Annotated in this window: 19 protein-coding genes and 3 pseudogenes; 9 read left to right on the forward strand and 13 right to left on the reverse strand. The window is 66.9% G+C overall.

Annotated elements, in window-relative coordinates:
- Positions 1 to 74: 74 nt before the first annotated feature.
- Positions 75 to 410 (reverse strand): hypothetical protein, encoded by a 336-nt coding sequence (locus BJY14_RS37820; protein ID WP_179847987.1) that lies wholly within the window; start codon positions 408 to 410, stop codon positions 75 to 77.
- Between the two features lie 378 nt (positions 411 to 788).
- Here BJY14_RS37820 and BJY14_RS37825 point away from each other — a divergent pair, with 378 nt between their 5' ends.
- The 4 genes and pseudogenes from BJY14_RS37825 (at position 789) to BJY14_RS37835 (ending at position 3,028) form a co-directional block, all read left to right on the forward strand.
- Positions 789 to 1,514, forward strand: coding sequence for a helix-turn-helix domain-containing protein (locus tag BJY14_RS37825; RefSeq protein WP_179847988.1), 726 nt, complete (start codon positions 789 to 791; stop codon positions 1,512 to 1,514).
- Positions 1,515 to 1,534: 20 nt separating this feature from the next.
- Positions 1,535 to 1,732, forward strand: a pseudogene (locus BJY14_RS47860) (DDE-type integrase/transposase/recombinase); the annotation flags it as partial.
- On the forward strand, positions 1,656 to 2,084 hold the full coding sequence (locus BJY14_RS37830) for an integrase core domain-containing protein (RefSeq protein ID WP_179847989.1): 429 nt from the start codon (positions 1,656 to 1,658) through the stop codon (positions 2,082 to 2,084). The pseudogene BJY14_RS47860 and the gene BJY14_RS37830, both read left to right, overlap by 77 nt.
- 51 nt (positions 2,085 to 2,135) lie before the next feature.
- Positions 2,136 to 3,028, forward strand: a pseudogene (locus BJY14_RS37835) (IS5 family transposase).
- A 235-nt stretch (positions 3,029 to 3,263) separates the two neighbouring features.
- On the opposite strand, the gene BJY14_RS37840 reads toward BJY14_RS37835, so the two are convergent.
- The 3 genes from BJY14_RS37840 to BJY14_RS37850 all read right to left on the reverse strand — a co-directional run bounded on the left by BJY14_RS37840 (position 3,264) and on the right by BJY14_RS37850 (position 6,780).
- Positions 3,264 to 4,871 carry a carboxylesterase/lipase family protein gene (locus BJY14_RS37840; RefSeq protein WP_179847990.1) on the reverse strand — a complete coding sequence of 536 codons (1,608 nt, stop codon included), beginning with the start codon at positions 4,869 to 4,871 and terminating at the stop codon, positions 3,264 to 3,266.
- Positions 4,872 to 5,030: 159 nt separating this feature from the next.
- Positions 5,031 to 5,687: a response regulator gene (locus BJY14_RS37845; protein ID WP_179847991.1), complete on the reverse strand. Its 657-nt coding sequence runs from the start codon at positions 5,685 to 5,687 to the stop codon at positions 5,031 to 5,033.
- Positions 5,688 to 5,691: 4 nt separating this feature from the next.
- Positions 5,692 to 6,780, reverse strand: coding sequence for a sensor histidine kinase (locus BJY14_RS37850; protein WP_446678452.1), 1,089 nt, complete (start codon positions 6,778 to 6,780; stop codon positions 5,692 to 5,694).
- Positions 6,781 to 7,439: 659 nt separating this feature from the next.
- On the opposite strand from BJY14_RS37850, the gene BJY14_RS37855 reads away from it, so the two are divergent.
- Both BJY14_RS37855 and BJY14_RS37860 read left to right on the forward strand, forming a co-directional pair.
- Positions 7,440 to 7,943, forward strand: a complete 504-nt coding sequence (locus tag BJY14_RS37855) for a GNAT family N-acetyltransferase (RefSeq protein WP_179847993.1) — start codon at positions 7,440 to 7,442, stop codon at positions 7,941 to 7,943.
- Positions 7,944 to 8,809: 866 nt separating this feature from the next.
- Positions 8,810 to 9,040 carry a hypothetical protein gene (locus BJY14_RS37860; protein WP_179847994.1) on the forward strand — a complete coding sequence of 77 codons (231 nt, stop codon included), beginning with the start codon at positions 8,810 to 8,812 and terminating at the stop codon, positions 9,038 to 9,040.
- 496 nt (positions 9,041 to 9,536) lie between these two features.
- On the opposite strand, the gene BJY14_RS37865 is transcribed toward BJY14_RS37860, so the two are convergent.
- From BJY14_RS37865 to BJY14_RS37880, 5 genes and pseudogenes are all read right to left on the reverse strand, one after another.
- Positions 9,537 to 10,754 (reverse strand): agmatine deiminase family protein, encoded by a 1,218-nt coding sequence (locus BJY14_RS37865; protein WP_312879621.1) that lies wholly within the window; start codon positions 10,752 to 10,754, stop codon positions 9,537 to 9,539.
- 26 nt (positions 10,755 to 10,780) lie between these two features.
- Entirely contained in the window at positions 10,781 to 12,301 is a 1,521-nt protein-coding gene (locus BJY14_RS37870; protein ID WP_179847996.1) for a DUF5990 family protein, read from the reverse strand.
- A 466-nt stretch (positions 12,302 to 12,767) separates the two neighbouring features.
- Positions 12,768 to 12,902, reverse strand: a complete 135-nt coding sequence (locus tag BJY14_RS46925) for a hypothetical protein (protein ID WP_281382164.1) — start codon at positions 12,900 to 12,902, stop codon at positions 12,768 to 12,770.
- 365 nt (positions 12,903 to 13,267) lie between these two features.
- A pseudogene (locus BJY14_RS47865) lies at positions 13,268 to 13,579 on the reverse strand (hypothetical protein); the annotation flags it as partial.
- Between the two features lie 3 nt (positions 13,580 to 13,582).
- Positions 13,583 to 13,840 carry a metal ABC transporter permease gene (locus tag BJY14_RS37880; protein WP_312879622.1) on the reverse strand — a complete coding sequence of 86 codons (258 nt, stop codon included), beginning with the start codon at positions 13,838 to 13,840 and terminating at the stop codon, positions 13,583 to 13,585.
- Between the two features lie 174 nt (positions 13,841 to 14,014).
- Here BJY14_RS37880 and BJY14_RS37885 point away from each other — a divergent pair, with 174 nt between their 5' ends.
- Together BJY14_RS37885 and BJY14_RS37890 are read left to right on the forward strand one after the other, a co-directional pair.
- Positions 14,015 to 15,049, forward strand: coding sequence for an RNA polymerase subunit sigma-70 (locus tag BJY14_RS37885; RefSeq protein WP_312879623.1), 1,035 nt, complete (start codon positions 14,015 to 14,017; stop codon positions 15,047 to 15,049).
- 47 nt (positions 15,050 to 15,096) lie between these two features.
- The gene (locus BJY14_RS37890) at positions 15,097 to 15,900 is read left to right on the forward strand and encodes an SDR family NAD(P)-dependent oxidoreductase (RefSeq protein WP_179847998.1); all 804 of its coding nucleotides are present in this window, start codon (positions 15,097 to 15,099) and stop codon (positions 15,898 to 15,900) included.
- Between the two features lie 970 nt (positions 15,901 to 16,870).
- Here the strand turns inward: BJY14_RS37890 and BJY14_RS37895 are convergent.
- Both BJY14_RS37895 and BJY14_RS37900 read right to left on the reverse strand, forming a co-directional pair.
- Positions 16,871 to 17,482 carry a response regulator gene (locus BJY14_RS37895; RefSeq protein ID WP_179847999.1) on the reverse strand — a complete coding sequence of 204 codons (612 nt, stop codon included), beginning with the start codon at positions 17,480 to 17,482 and terminating at the stop codon, positions 16,871 to 16,873.
- Complete coding sequence (locus BJY14_RS37900; protein WP_179848000.1) at positions 17,479 to 18,582, reverse strand: sensor histidine kinase; 1,104 nt, start codon at positions 18,580 to 18,582, stop codon at positions 17,479 to 17,481. Before BJY14_RS37900 ends, BJY14_RS37895 begins: the two co-directional genes overlap by 4 nt.
- 154 nt (positions 18,583 to 18,736) lie before the next feature.
- Here BJY14_RS37900 and BJY14_RS37905 point away from each other — a divergent pair, with 154 nt between their 5' ends.
- Positions 18,737 to 20,032: a tannase/feruloyl esterase family alpha/beta hydrolase gene (locus BJY14_RS37905; protein WP_512770961.1), complete on the forward strand. Its 1,296-nt coding sequence runs from the start codon at positions 18,737 to 18,739 to the stop codon at positions 20,030 to 20,032.
- 327 nt (positions 20,033 to 20,359) lie between these two features.
- Here BJY14_RS37905 and BJY14_RS37910 read toward each other — a convergent pair whose 3' ends face one another.
- Together BJY14_RS37910 and BJY14_RS37915 are read right to left on the reverse strand one after the other, a co-directional pair.
- Complete coding sequence (locus BJY14_RS37910; protein WP_179848001.1) at positions 20,360 to 21,940, reverse strand: IS1182 family transposase; 1,581 nt, start codon at positions 21,938 to 21,940, stop codon at positions 20,360 to 20,362.
- Positions 21,941 to 22,066: 126 nt separating this feature from the next.
- On the reverse strand, positions 22,067 to 22,246 hold the full coding sequence (locus BJY14_RS37915; protein WP_179848002.1) for a hypothetical protein: 180 nt from the start codon (positions 22,244 to 22,246) through the stop codon (positions 22,067 to 22,069).
- Between the last annotated feature and the right edge of the window lie 967 nt (positions 22,247 to 23,213).

The following is a 23,213-nucleotide window of genomic DNA, read 5'->3' on the forward strand; positions in this document are numbered from 1 at the left end:
TTTCCAGGATTGTCGACCTCGAAGGGCTCAGCGCTGGTCCTGCGCCCCTCGTTCGGCTTCCCGACCGAGCCCAGCTATTCGGCCGCGTCCACCTCTTCCACGTCCAGTGCATGCGCGGTAGGCGCCGCTGGGTGCACCAAGCCTCGGCCCCGAGCAGCCTGCTGCTTGGTCACGCTGCTCGCGGCCTCCAAGGCGGCCACATCGTCGAGCCCTGTATCCAGGGCGGCAGCGAACTCTTTTACCAAGAAGGTGACCTCCCCCATCCCGATGCTCTCCAGGAGGAAGTAGGCGACCACTTCGAGAGCTGCGCCGACAGAGGCATCCGCCGATTGGCGGTCAGACCCGGCGTTTGCAGCCAGCACATCTGTTTCGGTCACCACCTGCGCCTTCCACAGCGCAACGGGCAGCATCCACTAAGCTGCCGCCGCCGCGAACAAATCCGCAGGCTGCCGCTGATTGCCACTGGCCTCATTCATGTCCTCGACCTGGCCTGCCAGATGTGCCAGCTCGTCAACGGCGGCGCCTAACGCGTCTCCGGCACGGGCAGCTGTGCGGCTGGTCTCTTCGCAGGCCTGCACAAGTTCGGCCAGTTTCTCATCGTCGGAACTGCCGAGGCCCTTGAACGAGACGGCAGCCTCCTCAAGTCGCTCACTGGCGGACCCGAGATCGGCTATACCGTCCTGTACCGGGGCGCTTGCGTCGCGTATCTCCCTCCGCAATCGCTCGAGATTCTCTGCCCCGGCAAGGTTCTGGGCACGGGCCGCATGGTCGTCAGTCGGCGCCTCATCATGACCTCGCTCCGTCCGCCGCCCGGCATCTCGAACCTGCTCGCGGACCTGCCGCAACTCCTCGCTGAGCTGCCGCACGCGTTGTTCAGCCTGGGCTCCGGCCCGCTTGGCAGCCCGCACCTGGGTCTCGGTCTCCGCGCGGGCCTGCTCAAGCTTCTCGACGGCCTCCTGCTCGGCCTCATCGCATTCAGTCTCGAGCGCAGACTAGGGGATGAAGTCTGCTTCTTCCGCCGCCGCCGCTCGGACCTGCGTCTGCTCAGGCGGTTCATCCTCGATCAGAGCTTCCCAGGGCGGCGCGTGCTGTTCCGCGGGCTCCTGGTCCGCGATCTCGTCATAGCCCACCCCGACGTCTCCGATGTCATCGCGCATACATCGAATGTCAGCCCTTGGCCTTCCCAGCGCAACCGGCTAGGGAGCAGGACGTCGTCGCTGCGGCTCGTTCGGCCTCGGGCCGGGCGGCCGGCTCGTCGACCACCCGGACATCCTGCGCGGCGGCGGCCGCGCGCAGGACAACTCGGCGTCGCCGAGAGGGCCCGGCAGGACCAGACGCTGACCGACACGATCACCAAGATCCACATCCGGTCACGGCAGACCTACTCGGTGCCCCGCGTGTCCACGCCGAGCTGCGAGATGACTTCGGGGGAGCGCGTCGGAGGCAAGCGGGTCGCCCGGCTGATGCGCACCGCCCGGTTTGAGGGCGTCACCGGCGCAGCAGGCGCGGGTTGACCCGCCGCGACCTGGCGGCGGTGCCATCGCATGATCTGGTTAACCGTGACTTCACCGCGTCGGCGCCGAACCGCGTCTGGACCGCCGACATCACCTACGTGCCGACCGGCCGGGGGTGGCTTTATCTGGCGGTGGTGCTGGATGTGTTCTCCCGCCGCATCGTGGGCTGGGCGATGGCCGACCGCCTGCGCACCGAACTGGTCATCGACGCCCTGGAAATGGCGATCTGGCACCGCCGGCCTGGGCCCGGCCTGGTTCATCACAGCGATCAGGGGGCAGTACACGGCCCTGTCGTTCAGCCGCCGCTGCACCCCAGCGGGCATCCGCACCTCGACCGGCAGCGTCGCGGACTGCTTCGACAACGCCGTCACCGAAAGCTTCTTCGCCACGTTGGAGACCGAACTACTCGACCGGCACCACTTCACCACTCGAGCCCAGGCCAAGGCCGCCTGCTTCGACTTCATCGAAGGCTTCTACAACCCTCGCCGCCGTCATTCGACCCTGGGGATGCTCAGCCCCACCGAGTATGAGAGGAGACAGCCTCAACCACCGGACTACGGTGCCGCCTAGGGCCTGTTTTGCGGATCTGGATCTTTGGTTTGTGGCTTGATGGTGGCCATGGTGCGGCGACATGAGTTGACCGATGCGGCGTGGGCGCGGATTGAGCCGTTGCTGCCGGTGGCTTCGGGGCCTGGTGGGCGGTGGCGTGACCACCGGCAGGTGATCAACGGGATCTTGTGGAAGGTCCGGACCGGCGCGGACTGGCGGGACGTGCCCGAACGCTACGGGCCCTGGCAGACGCTCTACCAGCGGTTCCGCCGCTGGAGTAGGGACGGGACCTGGGAGCGGCTGCTGGCGCACGTCCAGGTCCACGATGACGCGATCGGGGTGGTGGACTGGTCGGCGGTGTGCGTGGACTCCACCATCGTGCGCGCCCACCAGCACGCCGCCGGCGCCCGCAAAAAGGGGAACGGCCGGGGACGAACCCGGCATCACCGGCCGGCGGGCAGGAATTCGGGCAGGCGCTCGGGCGATCCCGCGGCGGACTGACCACCAAGATCCACCTGGCCTGCGACGGGCGCGGCCTGCCGCTGGCCTTCACCCTCACCGCCGGCAACATCAACGACTGCACCCGGCTGATCGAGGTCGTCGAAGCCATCGCCATCCCTCGGACCGGGCCGGGCCGACCGCGCACCCGGCCCGGGCACCTGATCGCCGACAAGGGCTACTCCACCCGCATCATCCGCGACTAACTGCGCCGGCGGCGCATCCCGCACACCATCCCCGAACGCAGCGACCAGCTCGCCGCCCGCGCCCGCCGCGGACACCGCCGCTGCGGCTTCGACCGGGACCGCTACCGCCGCCGCAACGTCGTCGAACGCTGCTTCAACCAGCTCAAACGCTTCCGCGGCCTGGCCACCCGCTACGACAAACTCGCCGCCCACTACCGCGCCATCGTCACCATCGCCAGCCTCATCCTCTGGCTCAACCACGATCCACAAAACAGGCCCTAGCAGCAAGCCCCGAAGTGTCCACAGAACCGGGCAACATTACCTCTTTGAGAGACGCGAGGTCGGTAGGTGTGGGCTTCCACTAGGGACATTGGTTTGAGTAGGCGGACCCGGTGGCCGAGGAGGGTTACCGGCGGGTGGGCGGACCTGATGGGAACCCCTTGCGCTAGCCGCGCCATGGCTTTTGAAGAATAGGGTCCGTGCCTCATGCGGATGGCACGGACCCTGTTCGATGTCATCAAAGAGCGAAGGCGTTGAAGGAATATTCATTCCATTGTTCGCGCTCGCCGCTGCGTGGATCTTTCGAGACCTTTGCGGGGATGTCCCAAATCATGGTGGCGCGTTCGGGTATCCGATAGGCGGGCCAGTCAGGGCGGGGGACTGTGCGGCGAGTGCTGGGATTGCCCGTCCTGGCGAAGGACGTCCAAGCGTCGATCATCTGATGTGACAGGGCGGTCATGCGTTTTCGGTCCGCGTTCAGTGCTGCGGCTCCTCCGACGACGCCGCTGAATCTGAGCGTGCCGAACATGAAAGGCAACTCGATTGTGTGCACGGCTCCGTAGCCTTTGGGTGGCTGCCAGGCGAACTCGTACATATATGTGGGACGCCATCGGCTCTGTGCTTCAGCGAGCCGTGTTGCGGGCACCCGTAGGCCCTGGTCGGTGAACATCGCCAATCTAGCTTGGCGTTCCGATCTGCCCTTTCGGTAGACCGAGGTCATGGTTCGGATGCGGGGTGCGAGCGACTTCGGGAAGAACACATTTTCATACTGGTCGGCCACGAATCCCATTTGACCAGGGCCGAACTGGCCGAAGAAGTTGACCTCGTCACGGTTCGTTCCTATTAGAATGTCCACCCCCTTCGCATTTCCCTGGGCGATGCGGTTGATCACTGAATCGCGAACCAACTCGCCGTCGATGTGCGGTCCGAAGTAGACCGCGCCCAGCACACCGGGGGCGGCCTTCTCGAGGGTCTTCTCCTGAAGTTCGAGCAGTCCACGGGTGGACGCCGACGTGAGTTCGGCGACCCTGCTGACAGGGAGGCGGGCGGCGGTTTCGCGCGCGTACTCGCTCGTGTGGACCAAGTATCCGCTGCCGCTTTGGAGCACGACTCGGCGGAAGAGCCGCTCGGGATGGTCTGTGGCCAACATCGCAGCGAGGGAGAAGGCTCCTTCGGACTCGCCTACCGCGGTGACGTTGTTCGGGTCACCGCCAAAGTCTGCTATGTGGTCGCGTACCCACTTCAGGGCCGCGATCTGGTCACGCAGGCCGTTGTTCCCGGATCCCCGGTATGCCGGGTCGAGGCCGCCGAGTTCGGTCCAACCGAGCACTCCCAGGCGATAGTTGAGGGAGACGACCACCGCCTCCCCCACGGTGGCGAGCTTGGTTCCGTCATAGCGCGGCTCGTTGGCCGTCCCGAACCGCGCAGCGCCGCCGTGAACAAACACGATCACCGGGCGTTTGCGACGGTCGGGGCCTGGGGTCCAAACGTTCAGGTGCAGGCAGTCCTCGTCGGTGAACACCTTCGTGTCGCTCGCGTAGTCCTCGGTGAGAACATCGCGATTCTGCGGGCAGACGCGTTCGTCGTCGGTGGCATTGAGGGTGCCGTGCCAGGGCGGAGCCGGTTGCGGAGGCCGAAAGCGGCGTTCGCCGACCGGTGCCGCGGCGTAGGGGATACCACGAAATACGCAGAGGCCGTTCCGGTCGGTCCCCGAGACGGCGCCGAGGGTCGTGCTGGTCTTGCAAACACGGAGGCCGACGCGGTTGTGAGCATCGTGGGAGCCGAGGGAGCAAGCGGTTAGGAGCATCAGCGAGGTGGCTGCTGTTGCGATTGCGCGCGTGCGCATGGGAAGCCTCCTTTCGAAGCCGTCCCGATACTGCCCCGCCGGGCCCTCGCGGCAGATCGCCCACGTGAGCGAATCAGGAGTCGCTCCTGCGGATGAGACGGAGCGGCTTCGACTCCCCGCGATGGACGAACGCGCTGAAAATGTGCGGCGTGTGGCCGTTCAACCGATGCCAGGGGCGATGAGACCGGACTCATAGGCGAAGACGACGGCCTGAACCCGATCTCGAAGATCCAGTTTCGTCAGCAGGTTGCTCACGTGGGTCTTGACGGTGTGCTGGCTGACCACCATGGCAGAGGCGATCTCCGCGTTGGACAGTCCCCGGGCAAGGTGCCGGAGCGTAAGGGTCTCGCGGTCGGTCAACTCGGCGAGACGCTGCGTGAGATCTGGCCGAGCGGCCCCCCGCCGCACCAAGTCTGTGATCAGCCGTCGGGTGACCGATGGAGCGAGCAGCGCCTCACCGTCGTGAACCAACCGCACAGCGTCGACGAGTTCGTTCCGCCGCACGTCCTTGAGCAGGAATCCGCTGGCCCCCGCGCGCAGGGCATCATAGACGTATTCGTCGATGTCGTACATCGTGAGAACCAGTACTTTTGCCCGTGTGCTCCGGCAGATCCGGTCGGTCGCCTCGACGCCGTCCATGACGGGCATCCGGATATCCATGAGCACTACGCCCGGGTCGAGTTGGGTGGCTTTGCTGACGGCCTCCGCGCCATTGGCCGCCTCGCCGACGACCTGAATGCCTTCCTGCGCGTTGAGGATCATGGAGAATCCGCTACGGAAGAGCTCCTGGTCCTCGGCGATAAGTACACGAAGCAACGAGTTATCCGATCGGCAATGAAGCGGTGACGGTGAAAACGGTCGGGTCTACGGAGAGCGTCCCGCCGCATGACTCGGCTCTCTCCCGCATGCCCACGATTCCGTGCCCCTCTTGGAAGCCGCAGACGCGTTCACCGCCCTTCCCGTCATCGGTGACCTCCACAGTCAGAGTAGTGGGGGTCCAGCTGACTCGAACCCACGCGATGTCAGTAGCCGCGTGACGCAGGACGTTTGTTAGCGCCTCCTGGACGATTCGATACGTGGCTATTCCTACTTCGACCGGCAACTCGTGTGGAGACCCGCGCTCCTCGAAGGTCACATCAAGGCCGGCTTGTTGTGCTCGCGCAATCACGTCGGGTAGGGACTCGATCCCCGGCTGTGCTTCGCGCACCGTCTGCCCCCGAAGCGCCCTCAAGATCACCCGGAGCTGGGTGATGGCGTCCCGCCCGGCTTCCCCGATGGCATCGAAGATGGCCTCCGCTCTCGCGGGATCGCTGCGCAGGACCAGCGGTCCGGCTTCGGCCTGGACGATCATCAACCCGACCGAGTGGGTAACGATGTCATGCATGTCCCGCGCAATGCGGGTGCGCTCGCGCGTGATGGCTGCTGTGCGTTCCTCCGCCAGACGCAGAGTGCGTTCATCCTCCGCTGCGCGCTGCTCTCGCCGCGCTCGTGCGCTCGCACCGAGCGCATAGGCGGCGATGAACGCCATCGTGACGTACCGGAAGGTTTCCAGATTCTCATGCGGCAGGACCAGTGAAACCGGTACCCCTGCCAACAGACCCGCAAGGCCGACCACCCGGCCACGGGGTGATGTCCTCACCGCCGCAAACGTGTAGGTCCATACAAGCGCTCCGTACGGAAGGAACAGGATAGGAGCGCCCGGCTGGGAGTGATAGGTCAGTGCGAGAGCGGTAGTGGCGGCCCCCACTATAAATCCCACAGGCAGCAAAGCAGCGCGCCGCCAATAGAGGGGGGCTGATCCCATTACCGCCAAGCCTACGAACCACCACGACTGCGGCGCTAGCAGAGTCGGCAAGACGGTCGCGAGGACAACCACCACAGTCGTCCCTGCCTCGACGCGGAAAGGCATGCTCCATGCAGCGTTCACTCCACCACCTTCCTACACGCGGGAACAGCGAAGATACTCGAACCCAAGATGGTACTGCTGGAGGACTGTGTGGAGGGGGCATGTGGGTGGGTGGCGATCCGATAAGGATGAGGCCGGTGCTCGATGTGGGTCATGGCCAGCCGTATGAGGGGGTGTGCGTCCACGAGGTCCCCAGGTCCGCCGCGGCTGCCCATCACTGGCCGCCCGCGATCGCACCGTTTGATGCTTGCGCCCCTACTTGTTTTGGCGCCTCGCCTGCCAGCAGGGCGCGGACCTGCTGGAGTGCATCGAAGCTGTAGCGGCCTGTTCGTGACGGGCCGTTTCTTGCCGGGATGACTTGGCTGCCGTCCAAGCTTTGCCTGTTGCTGCTTCGGTGACTCCGACGTTGGGTCTGCCGCCGCGATCTTGGTCGATCCAGCCTCGTCGTAGGCAGCGCCGAGGTCGCTGCTTATCGTGGCCGCCAACTTGAGTTGGCAGACCGCCGGCCTGCGCGACACGCTGCGTTCGAACCGGCCCGCGAGGTCCGGGAGCTTCGAGATGAGTGGGAGACGTCTCAGCTACCGCGTTCGCGCTCTGCTCAACGAAGCCCCTCTTATCGCACACTTCTTGCACTAGCCGAGATCCTGCGACAAGGAGCCTCCGTGGACAGTGTGATTCAGTTGGACGGACGGTGCTACGCGGCTCCACCCTGGTCGGAGACGACCGCACAACTCGCTGACTATCCAGGCAAGCTGATCTCGTCCGCGCGACGCCCAGGATTTGCCGCCTGGATCATGCCGGTTGGCGACCAACTGTCCGGCAGCCAGATCTACGCGACGCTTACCAGAGCAGTTGGCGCACAGGGAGTGGCCCTGCTGACACGGGACGCCTTCGAGGTCGCCGAACTTTTCATCCATCCCTCCCATCAGGGGCGCGGCCTAGGGCAAAAGTTGCTGACCCGTGCAGTCGCGGGCAGGGATACCGCTTGGCTGATCCCCCATCCTGGCGCCCCGGCGGCGCGCTTGTACCAGCGGCTTGGCTGGCGTCGGCACGTGGACCTGCCCACCCACTTCTATCCGAACCTGCCGAAATCTGTATACACCTTTGGCCGAACGGGGGGCGGCCACCATAGCGGGGAAGTGCAGGCGGAGGTCGACCCTCTTTGACCGGCCCTATCGCGACGCCACAATTGTACTGCCTGGGACGTTGGTCAATCTGGTGATGGGTGGTTTGCGGCCGGTTGTGGTGTGGGCGGATGGTGATTTGTAGAAGTTGAGCCATGCCGGGAAGACATTGCGGTGGATTTGTTTGGAATTGTAGAAGCGGCCCAGTGTCCGGTGTCGCCGAGGCTTTCCGGCTTGACCGCCCAGCTAATCGCCATAGGCCTGTAGACGCCTTCCACAACCACGACGGCTCCGCGAGTTCCTCACCCCCCCTCGCATTACGTGGCTCGGGTGGACACCACCGGCGAGAGGATGACCTAGGGCATTCGGGTTCGAGTAGGTGCTGAGCACAGATAGCGCGGCAGCCGCCGCTCCTCTACCGCGAGCACCGCATCGACGCGTTCCCCCTGCTCCCCAACCTCGCCATCGCCGTCGGCAGCGCCCCTGTGAGATTCCTGGCCCGGCTCCACGCCCAATGCGAGCTGCACGGCTACGTCGAGGGCCCGAACCGGGCGTGGCTCGCCGACGTCATCGACCAGGGCCCCGCCGCCGGCGTCCCTGCGCCGCACTCTCCGCTACCAGCCCGACTCCGACAGCCCAGGTACTACCTGGATGCGCTGCGACAGCAGGGTCGCCAGGTCGAGGGCCGCGACACCGAGCCGAGCGCGGGGATCATCTACTCCCATCGTGGACGCCGCCGCCGTCTGCGCGAAAGTCGTCTGTGTGAAAGGGGGGATCGCTGACCGGCCACAACCCGGCCGATCGCGGCAAGAAGGGCAGCAAACTCCACGTGCTGTCGGATGCGGCCGGGCTGCCGCTGGTGGTCGGGGTATCGGCGGCAACGTGCACGCAGTCAGGCGTTCAAGCCCTTGCTGATGGCGCTGTCGGCGATCCGGTCCCGGCGTGGACCGCGCCAGCGCAGGCCAGGCAAGGTCCGCGCCGACAAGGCCTACAACTTCGCCGAGCATCTGGCCTGGCTGCGCGGGCGCGGGATCGTGCCACGCATCGCCCCCGCCGGCGTCGGATCAAGCGAGCGCCTGGGCCGCCACCGCTGGAAGATCGAACGGACCCTGCCTGGCTGTTCGGCTACCGGCGCCTGACCGTCCGCTACGAACGCAACGGCCACCTGTTCAACGCCTTCCTCGTCCTCGCCGCCGCCATCACCTGCTACAAGAAGCGCACCAAATCGCCCACGAAAAACACGCTCTTAAGGGAACCAGCAGGGATGCCTATCGTGCTGTGCCGCAACGGGTGGTCGGTGCAGGTCCCCGGGATGCCGGGGCGATTGATCGCGACGACCGGACCATCGAAGTGTGGAAGTAGCAGATGTGGCCGCAGGGGGACTGACGCGCATCGACCACGACTTCGGTTGCGCGTGCTGCTGCGATCCGCCGGCTCTGGCGCCCGGCCCCAAGTCCAGCACCGTGACGGATATAAGAACATAATGGTCGGACCTTGCGATGCAGCCGCAGCACGGCGATGCCGTTCGCGCATCACCCGCTCTATCCGCTTGTGGTTGATCTAGACCGCCACAGGGGCCGCCCTCAACCCCACACCCGCCATCAGTCGACCGGTTGGTTATGCCCATTGTAGAGTTCAGATTCGTCTCGGCATCTGTTGGGTGGCACAGTGAATACCGCCTCCGCCTTCAGCGAGGGCGTCAACCGGAAATTGCACGACCTTGCGGCCCGGGTAAAGGTCACGCACAATGGAGGCGGCGTTGGCGTCAGCCTTCCGGTCCCCGAAGCATGGCATGACGACGCCATCGTTGACCACGTAGTAGTTAACGTAGCTAGCCAGGAAATCCTGCCCGCGGGCGCCGATGTCGACTGGCTCGGGCAACTCTACGATCTCCAGTAGTTTCCCATGGGCGTCAAGGGCTTGGCCCAAGACGCCATGGGCCTGGTCGTAGACCTTGACCCACGGCGCATTCTCGTTTGGAGTGCTCATGACTAGGACGCCTGGTTCGGTGAACCGTGCCAGAGCGTCGATGTGGTAATCGGTGATGTCGTGGCCTTTGACGCCTTCGACCCAAAGTACCTTGGTGACACCTAGAGTGGTCTTCAATGCGGCTTCGATGTCTTCGCGTGATCTTCCGGGATTGCGATTCGCGTTGACCAGAGAACTTTCGGTCGCAACCAGGGTGCCCTGGCCGTCGACCTCGATGGCTCCGCCTTCACCGGTTATCGGCGCCTGGATACGCTCGATACGCTCGCCGGTGAGGATCTCGCGGGCGACCTGCCGGTCATGGTCGTGAATCTGCTTGTCGCCCCAGCCGTTGAAGTTGAGATCGATCCCGGCGATGCTGCCGGGCCCCAGTACGAAACTCGGTCCGGTGTCCCGCACCCAAAGATCGTCTACCGGGATCGACACGACATCGATCTCCGAAACGCATGAGTGCCGGGCGGATTTGACGTCTCGACGATTGGCCAGAAGGACCACCGGCTCGAACTCGGCGATCGCTCTGGCGATCCTTGCGATATCTTCCCGAACCTCGGCCACATGCGATTTCCAGACCTGCCGGGTAGGCCAAGCCATGAAGGTGTGCTGGTGAGGGTGAGGTTCAGCAGGCATGCGCAACGACTGGGAACCCACTACTGCCGGAGCGGTCCGGCCCTCGTCAGGGTGGTCACTCTGCTTAGTTTGCAGGCGCTGAGTGCTCCATTTGTTAGTGCAACCGCTGTCGCTTGCAGCGCCTGACGTCGTGACAGGTTCAGGTTCATATGGCCTCCTGGTTGGGAACCGGTCAGACGGGTGCACAGGACGTGATCGAAGCAGGGTCGGCCGCCCCGCGAGCGCACCCGGCACGCACATGTCGTCTGTGGTTGTGCTGCGGGACCTTATCCGGCGGTGCTGGCGGTCCAGTCGACCAATGGCGGCCGGACTGTGGAGCACAGCGGCTGGCCGTGGGGGTCGGTGAGCCGGAGCCTGGTGATGAGACGCCCGTAGCGGCGAGCGGTTTGGAGGGTGGCGGTGTCAACGGCGTCGAGCATCAGTTTCGCTCGGCGGAACATGGTGAAGGCGCCTGTGTGGTCGACCGTGCCCCAGGTGAGGTAGATGAACCGCTTTCCTGGTGTGCCGTGGATGTGGGGGCCTTTGATGTCGATGCCCGTGGGGCTGGAGACAGCGGTGGCGTTCAAGGTCCATGTGGCGGTGGCGGCGTCGCCGGGGTGTAGGTCCAGGGGTTCGTTGGGGCGCTGGCGTTGCTGGATGCCGACATGGATGTTGCGGTACGGGGGCATGTCGGGGGTGGGCGCCCACTCTCGCCCGGGCAGGTCGGACGCCTCGATGCGGATCTGGATGCCGGCGGGCTCCGCTCGGGATCGACGCGGGCGGCTGACTCCGGTGACCGGCCGCAACATGGCGGCGACCTGGTCGTGGGCGGGGCTGTGGGCGGGCCTGTTGGGCGGCTCGCATGTCTGCAGGGCGGTGCGCCGGTGCACGGGGTCGCGTAGGTCGGGGTCGGCGCCGTGGCGGAGAAGCCGCCGGACGGCCTCGGGCCTGCCGTTGCCCGCGGCGGTGTGCAGGGGGAGCCGTCCCCATTCGGCGTCGGCCTCGTTGATCGGGGTTCCGGCGGCGACGAGTTCGTCGATGACGTCCAGACGCTGGTGGTCGGCGGCGAACGTCAGTGCGCGGAGCCTGCTCTGCGGGGTGCACCGCGCCAGCGGCCAGGCGGCGATGTCTCCCGCGGCGGCGGCGGTCTCTAGGTCGTGAACGCGAGCGCCCGCGGCCACCAGGACGTCTAGGACCTCGGTCATCCCGAAGACCGCGGCGTGAACCAGGGCGGTGGCGCCGGGGACGCCTCCGGAGTCGGGGGCGGAGACGGCCTCAAGGTCGGCGCCGGCGGAGACAAGCACACCGGCGACCTCGGCGTCGCCGTAGCTGGCGGCAGTGATCAACGGGGTTTCGGGGTCGCCGGGGCGCCCGTTGACCGGCGCACCCGCCTCGATCAGGGCCCTGGCGATGGCGCCGGTGCCGGGCAGTTCGTCGGGCAGGCCGAGCCAGTCGTGGTTGAAGCGCATCATCGTGACGTAGCCGAGTGGCTCTTCGTGGGCGTGGTCGGCCCAGCGTTCGAGGTGGCTGGTGGCCATTTCCGGATGCAGGGCGAGCAGTTTTGTCAGCCGGGACAGATCCCGGCTGTTGAGTACGTCCCGGCGCTCGACTTCCAGCTTCATCTTCGTCCAGCTGGTGAAACCGTGTTCACGGGCGAGCGCGAGTTGGGCGGAGGCCAGGATGGTCTGGTGCGAGACGGTGTGGATCCGCGCCGTGGCTTCGCTGTCGCCTTGCTGGGCGTCCCGCAGGAGTTCCTTGGCCTGGTGGCGGAGCTGGTCCAGGTCGGGACGGGCCGGCAGATCGCGCATGACGTCTCCCTCGTCACCCCGTGGTCCGCATGCGGGGCCGAAGAGATCGTCATCGTCACGGCCTTGCGTGGAGATATGGAGGTGGACTCTGTCCTGCCCGCGGACCCGGTGGCGCCCTCCCTCGCCGGATACCCACACTATACGAAGGAGCGCTCGTTGATCCGCCCCCGCAGCGCTTTTGGCTACGGCGACCGCTGAGGTTGGGTCGCGAGATGATGTTTGGGGGTGTCGCGTTGACGGTGGACGCCCCCTTGCCCCCGGGTCGTGCTGGTGTGCGCTCGGGCGGGGCGTTCTCTGTCCATACGGTCACCGAGCTGGGTGTCCGCCCGGGTTCCCATTCCCCCGGCTCCGATGACAGGCCGCCCGGCGATGGTCAAGGCTGCTCACGACGTAGGCCGCGCCGGAGCCGGTCGGTAGTTCATGGGGTCCGCTTTGCGTACATCGAGGGTTTGCAGGAACTGCGGGATCATCCGGTTAGTGCCGCGGTGAGCGCGGCGGTGGTGGTCCGGTAGACCGACAGCAGGTCCAGCCTGTGGTCGGGGAAGTTGACGACGGTGACGCGCTTGGCCTTGATGGACGACAGCGCGTCGGCGCCGGGCATCGCGGAGTTGTCCAGGACCAGGCCGGGCTTCTTGGCGGCGAGGCCGGCGACCTGAGAGGCGGTCGGGGGTTGCGGCCCGTAGGTGCCGACGGCTTCGGCGCCGAGCAGTTCCGCCGCCCAGCCGACGAAGCCTGGGCGACCACGGGAGGCTTCCCCGCTTTGTCATAGGCGGCCGCGGCCTTCTGCTTCTCGGCGGCGTAGGCGGCGTCGTACGAGGTCAGCCACTTGCTCGCCTGGGCGGCGGTGCCGAACTCCTTGCCGAGCCTGGTCACCTCCTTTCTGACGATGTTCGGGGAGTTGTCGAGCTGGAGTTCGACCATCTCGGCCTTGGAGCCGGCGGCGGACTTGAGCTTGGGGGCGAAGCCTTCGAAGGCGGCGTACAGCACGAAGTCGGCACCGGCGACCTTGGCGATGTCGGACGGCTTGGGGTCGTAGTCCGGCGGGTGGCTGATGCCCGGCGGCACGATGACGTCGACGTCCCGGGCGTCGGCCGCACGAGCGAACGCGGCCTCCCAGGTGGAGGCGGCGACCACCCGGGGCCCGCCCTCTCCGGAGGCGGCGCCGTCTTCGGTTCCGCCCGATGAGCCGCACGCCACGAGGACGGAGGCCGCCGTGACGACAGCGGCCAGGCGTGCCGCGCCGCGTCGGTGCCGGTGGAACCTGTCGAGGAAGTTCATGGGTCAGGCTCTCGCTTTCGGTACGAGGTGGATCAGTAGGGTCAGTGCGCCGCCGAACAAGACCAGGACCGGGCCCGGCGGCAGATCGAAGAGCAGGGCGAGCGCGAACCCGCCCAGGTTGAACAGGAGCCCGCACCCGATCGCCCAGCCGGCCATCGAGGTCAGCGAGCGGCAGAGCTGACGGGCGGCCAGGGCGGGCAGCAGGGTCAGGGCGTCCACGAGCAGCGCGCCTGGCGACCGCCAGAGTCGCCAAAGGGCCACACCTTCGACCTGGCCATCCGGTGAGGTCTGTGGAGAGATCGCCCGGCTGGAACAAGGTGCGGATGCTCGCCAGGCGATGTCTCGCCATACGTAACCAAAAAACTACGTTGGGTGCGATTAGAAAAGCCCCGTTTCGGCGTCTTATACAGCAGAGCACCGACACGGAGGATGACTGTGGATGACCGTACGCGCAGCCAGGCCATCGCTTGGGCGAAGGCAGGCGACCAGGAGGCGTTCGCCGGGTTGGTCGAGAGTCACCGGCGAGAACTGCATGTGCACTGTTACCGGATGCTGGGGTCCTTTGACGAGGCTGAGGACCTGGTCCAGGAAACCTTCCTTCGCGCTTGGCAAGGCCGGGAGGGTTTCCGGGGCGGTCCCGGGTTTAGGGCGTGGCTCTACAGGATCGCGACCAATGCGTGCCTGGACTTCCTTTCACTGCACCCACGCCCGCTCCTGACCGCGGCCGGCCGGGAACGGGGGAGCGTCCCTCCGCCGGCGGCGGTGCCGTGGCTGCAGCCGTATCCTGACGGGTTGCTGAAGGAGATCCCGTCTGACCAGGATGAGCCGGAGACGGTGTTCATTGCCAAGGAAACCATCGAGTTGGCGTTCCTGGCGGCCATCCAGTACTTGACGCCCCGCCAGCGCGCGGTGCTGATCTTGCGGGACGTACTGGGCTGGTCGGCGAGAGAGACCGCGGAGTTGCTGGGGGTGAGCGTCCCCTCGGTCACCAGCGGCCTCCAGCGCGCTCGCCTTACCATGCGTACACATCTGCCGCAGCACCGGCTCGAATGGACGTCGGCAACCGATGCCGGGGACGTGGAGCGAGCCGTCGTGCAGCGTTATATGGACGCACTGCAGCGCGCCGACGAAGACGCCGTCGCACTAGTGCTGTGTGAGGATGCCAAGGTCGGCCACCAGGGCGGATCCGGAGGACACACCGGGGCGGAACCCGTCTGGTTCGAGGGCCGCGAGGCGGTCATCGAGGCGTGGGCGCCGATTCTGCACGGGCCTGACGCGCAAGATCTGCGCTTCATCCCAACCAGAGCGAATATGCAGCCTGCCGTCGCCACCTACGTCAGCAACCCCGGTGCATCGGACTTCCGAGCTTTCGCCCTGGCCGTGCTACGCGTCGAGGGCGAACTCGTCGCGGACGTCACGATCTTCGGCTCCAAAGCCTTTGCCGCCTTCGAGTTGCCGGAGGCTCTGTGACCCAACCCAACGAACCATTCATACACCACAACAGGAGGATAGGACCCATGCTGCTCGAAGGAAAGAACGCCATTGTCTACGGAGGCGGAGGAGCGATCGGGGGAGCCGTCGCCCGCACCTTCGCTAGGGAGGGTGCGACGGTTCATCTAGCCGGGCGCACCCAGGCCAAGCTTGACAGGGTTGCCGCGGACATGGCCGCAACGGGGATGAGCGCTCACACCGCGCAGGTTGACGCGCTCGACGAACAGGCAGTGGACCAGCATGCCGCTGCTGTTGCCGACCGTGCGGGACGTATCGACATCTGCATCAACATGGTGGGGATCGACGTCGGAGACCAAGGAGTACCCCTGATGGCCATGTCGGCGCAGGAGTTCCTCGACCCGATCACCGCCTACCTACGTACCAACTTCGTGACCGCTAGGGCCGTGGCGCGGCATATGCTCGAGGCGCGGGCTGGGGTGATCCTCTCGGTATCGCCACCGATGGCCCGCATGCCGGTCGCGCTCTCGGGACCGTTCGGGATGGCCGAGGCGGCGACCGAAGCTTTGTGCCGGCAGTTGGCCATGGAACTCGGTCCGTCCGGTGTCCGTGTAGTCGGTCTGCGATTGAATGGCATCCCGGAGTCTGCAGTGGAACTCGGTTCCCACACGCGTGGGATGTGGGAACGCGCCGCCGAGCGGCTCGGCGTGCCGTTCGAACGCCTGCTGGACGAGGTGGGAGGGGGCGGCCCGCTACCGGGACCCCTGACGGTGCAACAGGTCGCCAACGCCGCCGCCTTCCTGTCCTCTGACCAGGCCGAGGGTATGACGGCCACCGTCGCCAACCTGACTGCAGGTGCTTCCATCGACTAGGACAGCCGCATGATAGCTCGTACGCTCAGTGGCAACCCCGCGCGAGTAGACCGTGTAGGTAACCATTCCATTGCTTGCATGATCTGTATGAGGTGCTGCCGGGGGCAGCACCGTGAGTCTGCCCCGATAGCGGCTCCCGCGCTGCCCGAAGAGCCCCAGGCTTCACGCGCCCTCGGCCGTTGCCAGCAGCGCTAGGTTCGCCCACGATGACCACAGTAACGAGCAGCAGCGACCGCTGACCATGCAGCGTTCGTGTTCCGCTACGAGAGATCACGAAACGAGTGGCCCGTTGCGCAACTGCGGTACTCCTTCGGTGGTGTGATGATCCTAAGGTTGGGTATGGCACTCCCTGTGTTTCGCGTTGCTCCAGGTCAGGCCGCTGGCGGCCACCGGAGCCGGAAAGCGCGATACGTCAATTCAGGATCAGTGCAACTATCCGCGATTCTCACCATCAGCTCATAGATAGTGCTTTGATGCCAGTTTGTCTCACGGGGTAGATCTAGATCTTCGGGCCTCGGAAGCGGACGCTTGTGGAGTGGGGATGTTTGTTGAGTTAGTCCAGGGCAGGACGCACGATCCGTCGGAACTACGAGCAGCCACTGACCAGTTGGCGCCAGCAGAAGGATGCCCTCGCGGCCGTCTTCCTGTTCGTCGCCCTCGGATTCTGGCTACTAACGCTCATTCTCATGGCAACTCTTCAGGATGCCGCGTTCGATCCAGGCGCCCCACCGTTCTTACCGCACTCGCCGCCTTCGCGGTGGCGGCGACCGGAGCATTGATCACGATAATTCGCGCTGTACTCTCTCGCCGACCAGACAGCCGAGCGTGAATCCGACGCTCCCGAACCGCTGCGCCCCTGCGGAGACAAACGACACCCCAGCACTCGTGACGGGCAGGACGACGCCGAGGCGGTATGGGGCATGGCACAACAGTCACCTTCCAGCCGCGCTGTTACTTCCGCGACGTCAGGTTAGAGGAGGTCGTTGTCGCGGGCGTAGAGGGCGGCCTGGGTGCGGTCGCGCAGGCCCAGGCGCTGGAGGATGCGGGAGATGTGGTTCTTGATCGTGCCCTCACTCAGGTAGAGGCGCGCGGCGATCTCCTTGTTGGTGGCGCCGGCGGCGACGAGGCGCAGGACGTCGGTCTCGCGGGGGGTGAGCAGGCCGGGGTCGGGGAGGGCGGCGGCGAGGCGGCGGGCGATCGTCGCGTCGAACTGGGCGATGCCGGAGCAGGCGAGGCGGACGGCGGCGGCGAGTTCGGCCGCCGGCAGGTTCTTGAGCAGGTAGCCGGCCGCTCCGGCGCGCATGGCCTGGACGATGTACTCCTCGTCGTCGAACGTGGTTAGCATCACGACCTTGCAGGACGGGGCGCGGCCGAGAACCGCGGTGGTGGCCGTGACGCCGTCCATGCCGGGCATGCGGACGTCCATCAGGACGACGTCGGCGGACGCGGCCAGGTCGACTGCGGCGGCGCCGTCGGCCGCGGTGCCGATCACCTCGATGCCGGGCTGGATGCCGAGAAGGGAGGCGATTCCCTCGCGGACCAGTTCCTGGTCGTCGACGACGAGGACACGCACGGGGTTCACCAGGACACCCTGATCGAGATCGTGGTGCCGGCGGGGGTGCTCGCCAGGTCGAGGTAGCCGCCGAGTTGTGCGACACGTTCGCGCATGCCGCGTAGTCCGAATCCTTGTAGTCCGAATCCTTCGCGCAGGTCGAAACCCTGGCCGTCGTCGGCGACGGTGAGGCTCGCCCCGGAGTCGTCGTAGGCGAGGGAGAGCCGGACGTTGGTGGCGCCGGAGTGGCGGCAGGTGTTGGTCAGGGCCTCCTGCGCGGCACGGTAGAGCGCGGTGAGGGAGGTCGTCGGGCGTCCGGTTTCCTCGCCGGTCACGTCGAGGGTGATGGTGAGGCGGTCGCCGTTGAGGTGGTCGATCAGTTCGGTGAGGGCGTCAGTGAGGCAGAAGGGCCGCCGGCCAAGCGTGCGCACCGAGTGACGGACCTCGGTGAGCGCTTGGTCGGCCGACCAGCGGGCGTTGGCGACGGCGTCCCGGGCGCCGGGCGGGTCGAGTTCGGCGAACGCGGTGGCCTTCTCCAGTTGGACGGCGATCGCGGTGAGGTGGTGGCCGAGGCTGTCGTGGATCTCGCGGGCGAGCCGGTTGCGTTCCTGGGCGGCGGATAGGGCCTCGACCTCCTGCATGACCTGTTCGAGCCGGACGCGGGCCTGCCGTTCGCGGACCGCGACGGCCGCCATCGTGATCGCGAGGACGATGCCGAGGGCGAACATCACCAGGTCGGAGACGTACTCCGCGCGGGTCTGCCAGCCCGGGACCCGGATGGTGAACACCACCGGCAGCGCGGCGGCGCAGGAGGCGCCGAGGATGATCGCGATCCGCCGTCCGAAGGTGAAGTACGCGCTGAACGGAATGAGCACGAACAGGACCCGCGAGACCCCGGAGCTGTCGAGCGCGTTGACCGCGATATAGAGCGCCGTTCGAGTGATGAGGAGAACGGCCGCTGGAATGTGCCGTTCGAGGACGTCGAGTCCGATCAGCAGGAGCAGAAGCGCGGAGAATCCGGCCTGTCGGGCAGAGGGGTCGGCGTCCACGAGCGCGTAGTACACGCCTCCGGCCAGTACTGCCAGGCAGAGGAGGGGCGACACCCAGGGCACCGGGCGCGTCGAGGACATGAGGGGAGACTACATGGGGCGTGGGCGCCGAGCCGCCGGGCGGAACGGAGTCCGGCCAGAAGTCATGTGCCGTTCGGCCTACACGGGTCCGGCCGTTTCGCACTTATCCGCGAATGGCGACGCTCATTACGGTGCGTGATGTCTCTCACGGAAGGTGTTCGAGATGTTGCGTGCCATGATGCTCGTCCCGGTCCTGCTGGCCTCCCTGGCGGCGCCGGCCGCCGCGGCGGATTCGGAATGCGGTGACCGAGGGCTTCGGGTTCCGGGTGCCGTGCGTTCCACCGTGGTGTGCCTACCGGACCTCACGACGGCGGGGACGGTTCCGGGCGGGTACACCGATCCGACCGACTGGGAGGGCTTGGAGGCTCTTGGGACGGTCAATCCGTCGGGCGTTCCCGGAATCCAGATCGACGGCTATTTCCCGGACTCGTCCAAGACCAATCCGACCCACGGGTGGAACCACGATTCGCAGTTCGTCATCCGCTTGCCGCACCGCTGGAACGGCGGCCTCGTCGTCAGTGGTCCGCCCGGCGTCCGGGAGCAATACGCGAACGACCGCATTATCGGCGACCATGTCCTGGCCAGGGGATACGCGTTCGCGGCAACGGACAAGGGCAACACCGGGCCGTCCATCTACAAGGACGGGCGCCGACCAGGTGACGCCATTCAGGAATGGCACCTTCGGATGGCTCAGTTGACGTTGGCGGCCAACCGCGTAGCGGCGCAGAAGTACGGTCATGCACCGCGCTACACCTACGCTGCGGGGCTGTCCGCGGGAGGTTATCTGGTTCGTGGCCAGCTCGAACGATTCCCATGGCTCTACACGGGCGGCGTCGATTGGAACGCGGTGTTGTTTACCCCCGAAGGGCCGAGCCTGCTGACGACGTTGCCGCCGGCCCTGCGCGCTTATCGCCGGTACGCGGCGGGCGAGTCCGGAGCGCACGAGGAGATGCTCGCCGCCGGATATCCGGCGGGCTCGGAGCCGCTCTGGGGTTATCACTACAAGAACCTCTGGGATTTCCTGCAGCGCATTCTGCGCGAGGAACTAGACCCGTCCTACGACGGTGCGAAAGAGGCGGGGACAGCGTTCTGTGCTGAGGGCACGGGCGCGGGATGCGACACTGACTACGACTACGGCTCCCGCCCGCGGGAAGTGTACGCGGCCATGCGGCGTGTCTCGCTGACAGGGCGGATTCTGCGTCCTCTCATCAGCGTCCAGGGCACGCTCGACGTGCTGACGCCGATCAGCAAGGCCGGCGATGTGTACGCCGATATGGTCCGGAAGGCCGGACGCGGAGACCTCCACCGCTACTACCGCGTGCCCGGCGGCACCCACACCGATGGTCTGAACGCCGCGTTTCCCACGCTCGTGCGGCCAATGGAACCAGACTTCCTGACCGCCTTCGACCGGCTCGCGTCCTGGACACAAAACGGCACCGAGCCGAAGTGACCAACCTGGGCCTCCGTCCCGTCCTCCCACAGCCGGACGGAGGCCCAGCCGACTTATCGCGCGCAATCCGGTCCTGAACGGCCCAAATCACTCCCGTTACTCGGCTCGCCGGCGCGGAAAGCGGGGCGCCTTGGCCCACCAGAACCACCCGCAGCGTCTGCACGGCGTCCCGCCTGACGTCCAGCTGCCGATTTCGTCTTGCCTGACCGGGGGCACGGTGACGAGATACGCAGAAATCGGCGTGATGACGTGGTCGGCGTAGGCCTAGAAGACTGCTGAAGATCTTGTGAGGGGCTGTCCGGCCGTGGGCCGGACAGCCCTGTGTGGTCAGGCTTGGGCCGAGGACAGATGCCAGGTGTGGTTGGTTCGGGTGAGTCCGAGGTTGATCAGGCGGCGGAGGTTGAGGGCGGCGGCTCGGGTGTGGAGCCAGGCGTCGGCCTTGATGGTGCCGCGGTGGCGCAGGCGGCGGTTGCCGTGGTGGACGAGCCAGGCGACGGCGCGTTCGACTGGTGGTCTCCAGTGGCGGTAGTCGGCTTGCCAGGCGGGGTCGTCGGCCGCCTGTCGGCGGGCGGCGGCTTGGAGGTCGTGGTGGGGGCGGATGGTGAGGATCCGGCCGGTCTTGGCTTGGGTGCACCGCTCGCGCAGGGGGCATCCGGTGCACAGTTTGCCGAAGGTGGCTTTGCGCTGGTGGTGGCGTCCGCCGGGGTCCGATAAGGGGGTGGTGTGCCCGGCGGGGCAGGTCACGGTGCCCCCGGTGGTGTCGATGGCGAAGTCGTCCAGGGTGAAGCCGCCGGGGATGGCGGGCCGCAGCGGGGCGGGCTTGATGAACAGCCGGTGCCCGGCGGTGGTGAGGGCGTGGCGGGCCTGGCCGGTGGAGTAGGCGGTGTCGCCGAACACCTCCACCGGTGCCTGCTCGCAGGCGAGCAGGTCCAGGCCGACGAGGGCCTCGTGGTGGGCGGCTCCGGCGCCGGGCCGCAGGGCCACGGCGGTGAACAGGCCGGTTTCGGGTTCGACGGCCAGGTGGGCCTTGAAGCCGTCCTGGCGGTGGCTGCGGGTCTTGTGGACGTGCCGGGCCTCGGGGGCGACGGTCGAGATCACCCGGTCTGGGGCGGTGCCGTCGGTGATGCGCCAGCGCCCGTCGCGGCCGTCGGACCCCTCGGCCGGCTCGACGTCCTGCCCGGCGACCAGGGCCAGCAGGCCCACCGCGTTGGCGGCCGCCTCGCCCAGTTCCTGCTCGGGCAGATGGCCCAGCAGCCGCAGCGCGTCACCGACCAGGGCGTCCACCAGGCCGGCGCGGGCCTGCTCGTCGTTCCAGGCGATGCGCGGTTTGCCCGGGTCGGTGTAGTCGTGCGCGGTGCACGCCGCCGCGGCGACCTCGGTCGCCCCGGGGACGTGGCGGATCACTGAGCGGACGGCGGCGATCAACTGGGTGACGGTGTCCTGGGTGGCGACCGCGTCGTCCAGCACTGTGGAGTCCAGCGCCCGGCGGTGCCTGCCGGTGAGCAGGCCGGTGGCCCGCACCACCTCCCGCACGGCCTCGAACACGCGGTCGGGCTGGGCCGAGCGTGCCAGCCGGCGGCGGAAGTAGGCCAGCAGCGAGGCATCGAACGCGGTGTCGTGCAGGCCGAGCCCGCAGGCGGCCTTCCACCGCAGGTCACACCGCAACTCCTGAACCGTCTCGAAGTCCGACAGCCCGTGCAGGGCCTGCAAGGTGATCGCCGCGGCCAGGATCTGCGGCGGCATCGACGGCCGCCCGTTCGCCGAGGGATACATGTCGGCGAACATCCCCGCTGGGAACAACGCGCCACGGTGCTCGGCAAGGAACGCGAACACGCTCCCCGCCGGGATCAACTCCCGGCACGTCTCCCACACATCCGGACCGACCGTCTCCCCAGCCCACTCACCCATCACCACAACACAACACACTGGCCCCGCCGCGTCCGCGGCGGGGCCAAACACCAAGATCTTCAATAGCCTTCTAGGGCCTGTTTCGGCTCACTGCTCTGGCTTGGCGGGACGGCACTGCGCAGGCACTCAGCGCGGCAGGCCGAGCGCCGAGCCCTTCGGCAGCAGGCCGTGCAGGAAGTTCGCCTCCGGGATGGGTGAGACGGCCACCTCGCCTATGTCGAGCGCGTCTACCAGCGTGCCAGTACCGGCGCCAAAGCGATCATCGTCTGGGACGCCACCGGCAACCGGCAGGACGCGTGGTTTCACGACTGGCCCGGCATCCCCACCGGGACCTACCTTCTGCTCGCCGGAACCACCGGCTACGGCCCCCATAACCACAACCCCTGGGTCTACTACGTCCGACCCGGCCAGGTCCTCTCCATGATCTGAGCGATGCCGGCCCTGGTGTCAAGCGGTGGGGCAAAAGTAGCGGGTCGAGATCACCCTGGGTTCGCGCTCGGAACCCAGACCACGGTCACGGGCCGCGTCGCCGGGGGCATCGAGAGCCTGGCGGACGCCCCCGCGCGAGCGTGCGAGCCGGGAGGGTGGCGTACGGGTGGATGCGCTGTTCACCGGCGGGCAGGGCCCGGACGGTCGGCGAGACCCACGCGCTGAGTTGAGTCAGCGCCAAGGGCCGGGGATGCGCCATGGTTGACATCCCGCTGTTTAGCTGTTCGAACGGCTGGAGGGCAAGGCCGCGATCTTCCACGAGCCCCACGGCGCCGACTCTGCGTACAGCGTCTCGATCGCCTTGGACGACGACATCCCCGTTCCACCCCGGTGCGGCCTCCAGCCCACCCGCGATCTCTGATCGCTCCGACCGTCCCGTCTGCCGAGGGCCGCGCGGGCTGTCCGGGCGCCCCACCACTTGCCACGGACGGCCGAGCAATACCTCAACGGCGCTTTCGGTGCCTCCGCCTGCACGGCCACGGCGCGAAGGAAACCCGGGTGGTCGCTTCGTTCCGCAGGTGGCTGGCGTCCGGGGCTTGGACTCTGGTCACGCTTGCGGACAAGAACACCGACGTCGAAGCCGTCCGGGGTTCGGAAGCACCGTAGGAGCGGCGCCCGCGGGATCGGGGCGCGCAGAGATCCACAGTGGGTTCGACGTGCTGCGCGACGAGGGCGGACGCATACGCCGCCGCCCTGCGCGTCGCCGAGGCTCCGGTGGTCCACCGCCGGTGGCAGCCGCTGACCCACGGCTTCTTCGGGCTCGGCGGCGTTTCGGCAGCGCGGA

It is taken from the genome of Actinomadura luteofluorescens, from assembly GCF_013409365.1.
Taxonomy (GTDB): domain Bacteria; phylum Actinomycetota; class Actinomycetes; order Streptosporangiales; family Streptosporangiaceae; genus Spirillospora; species Spirillospora luteofluorescens.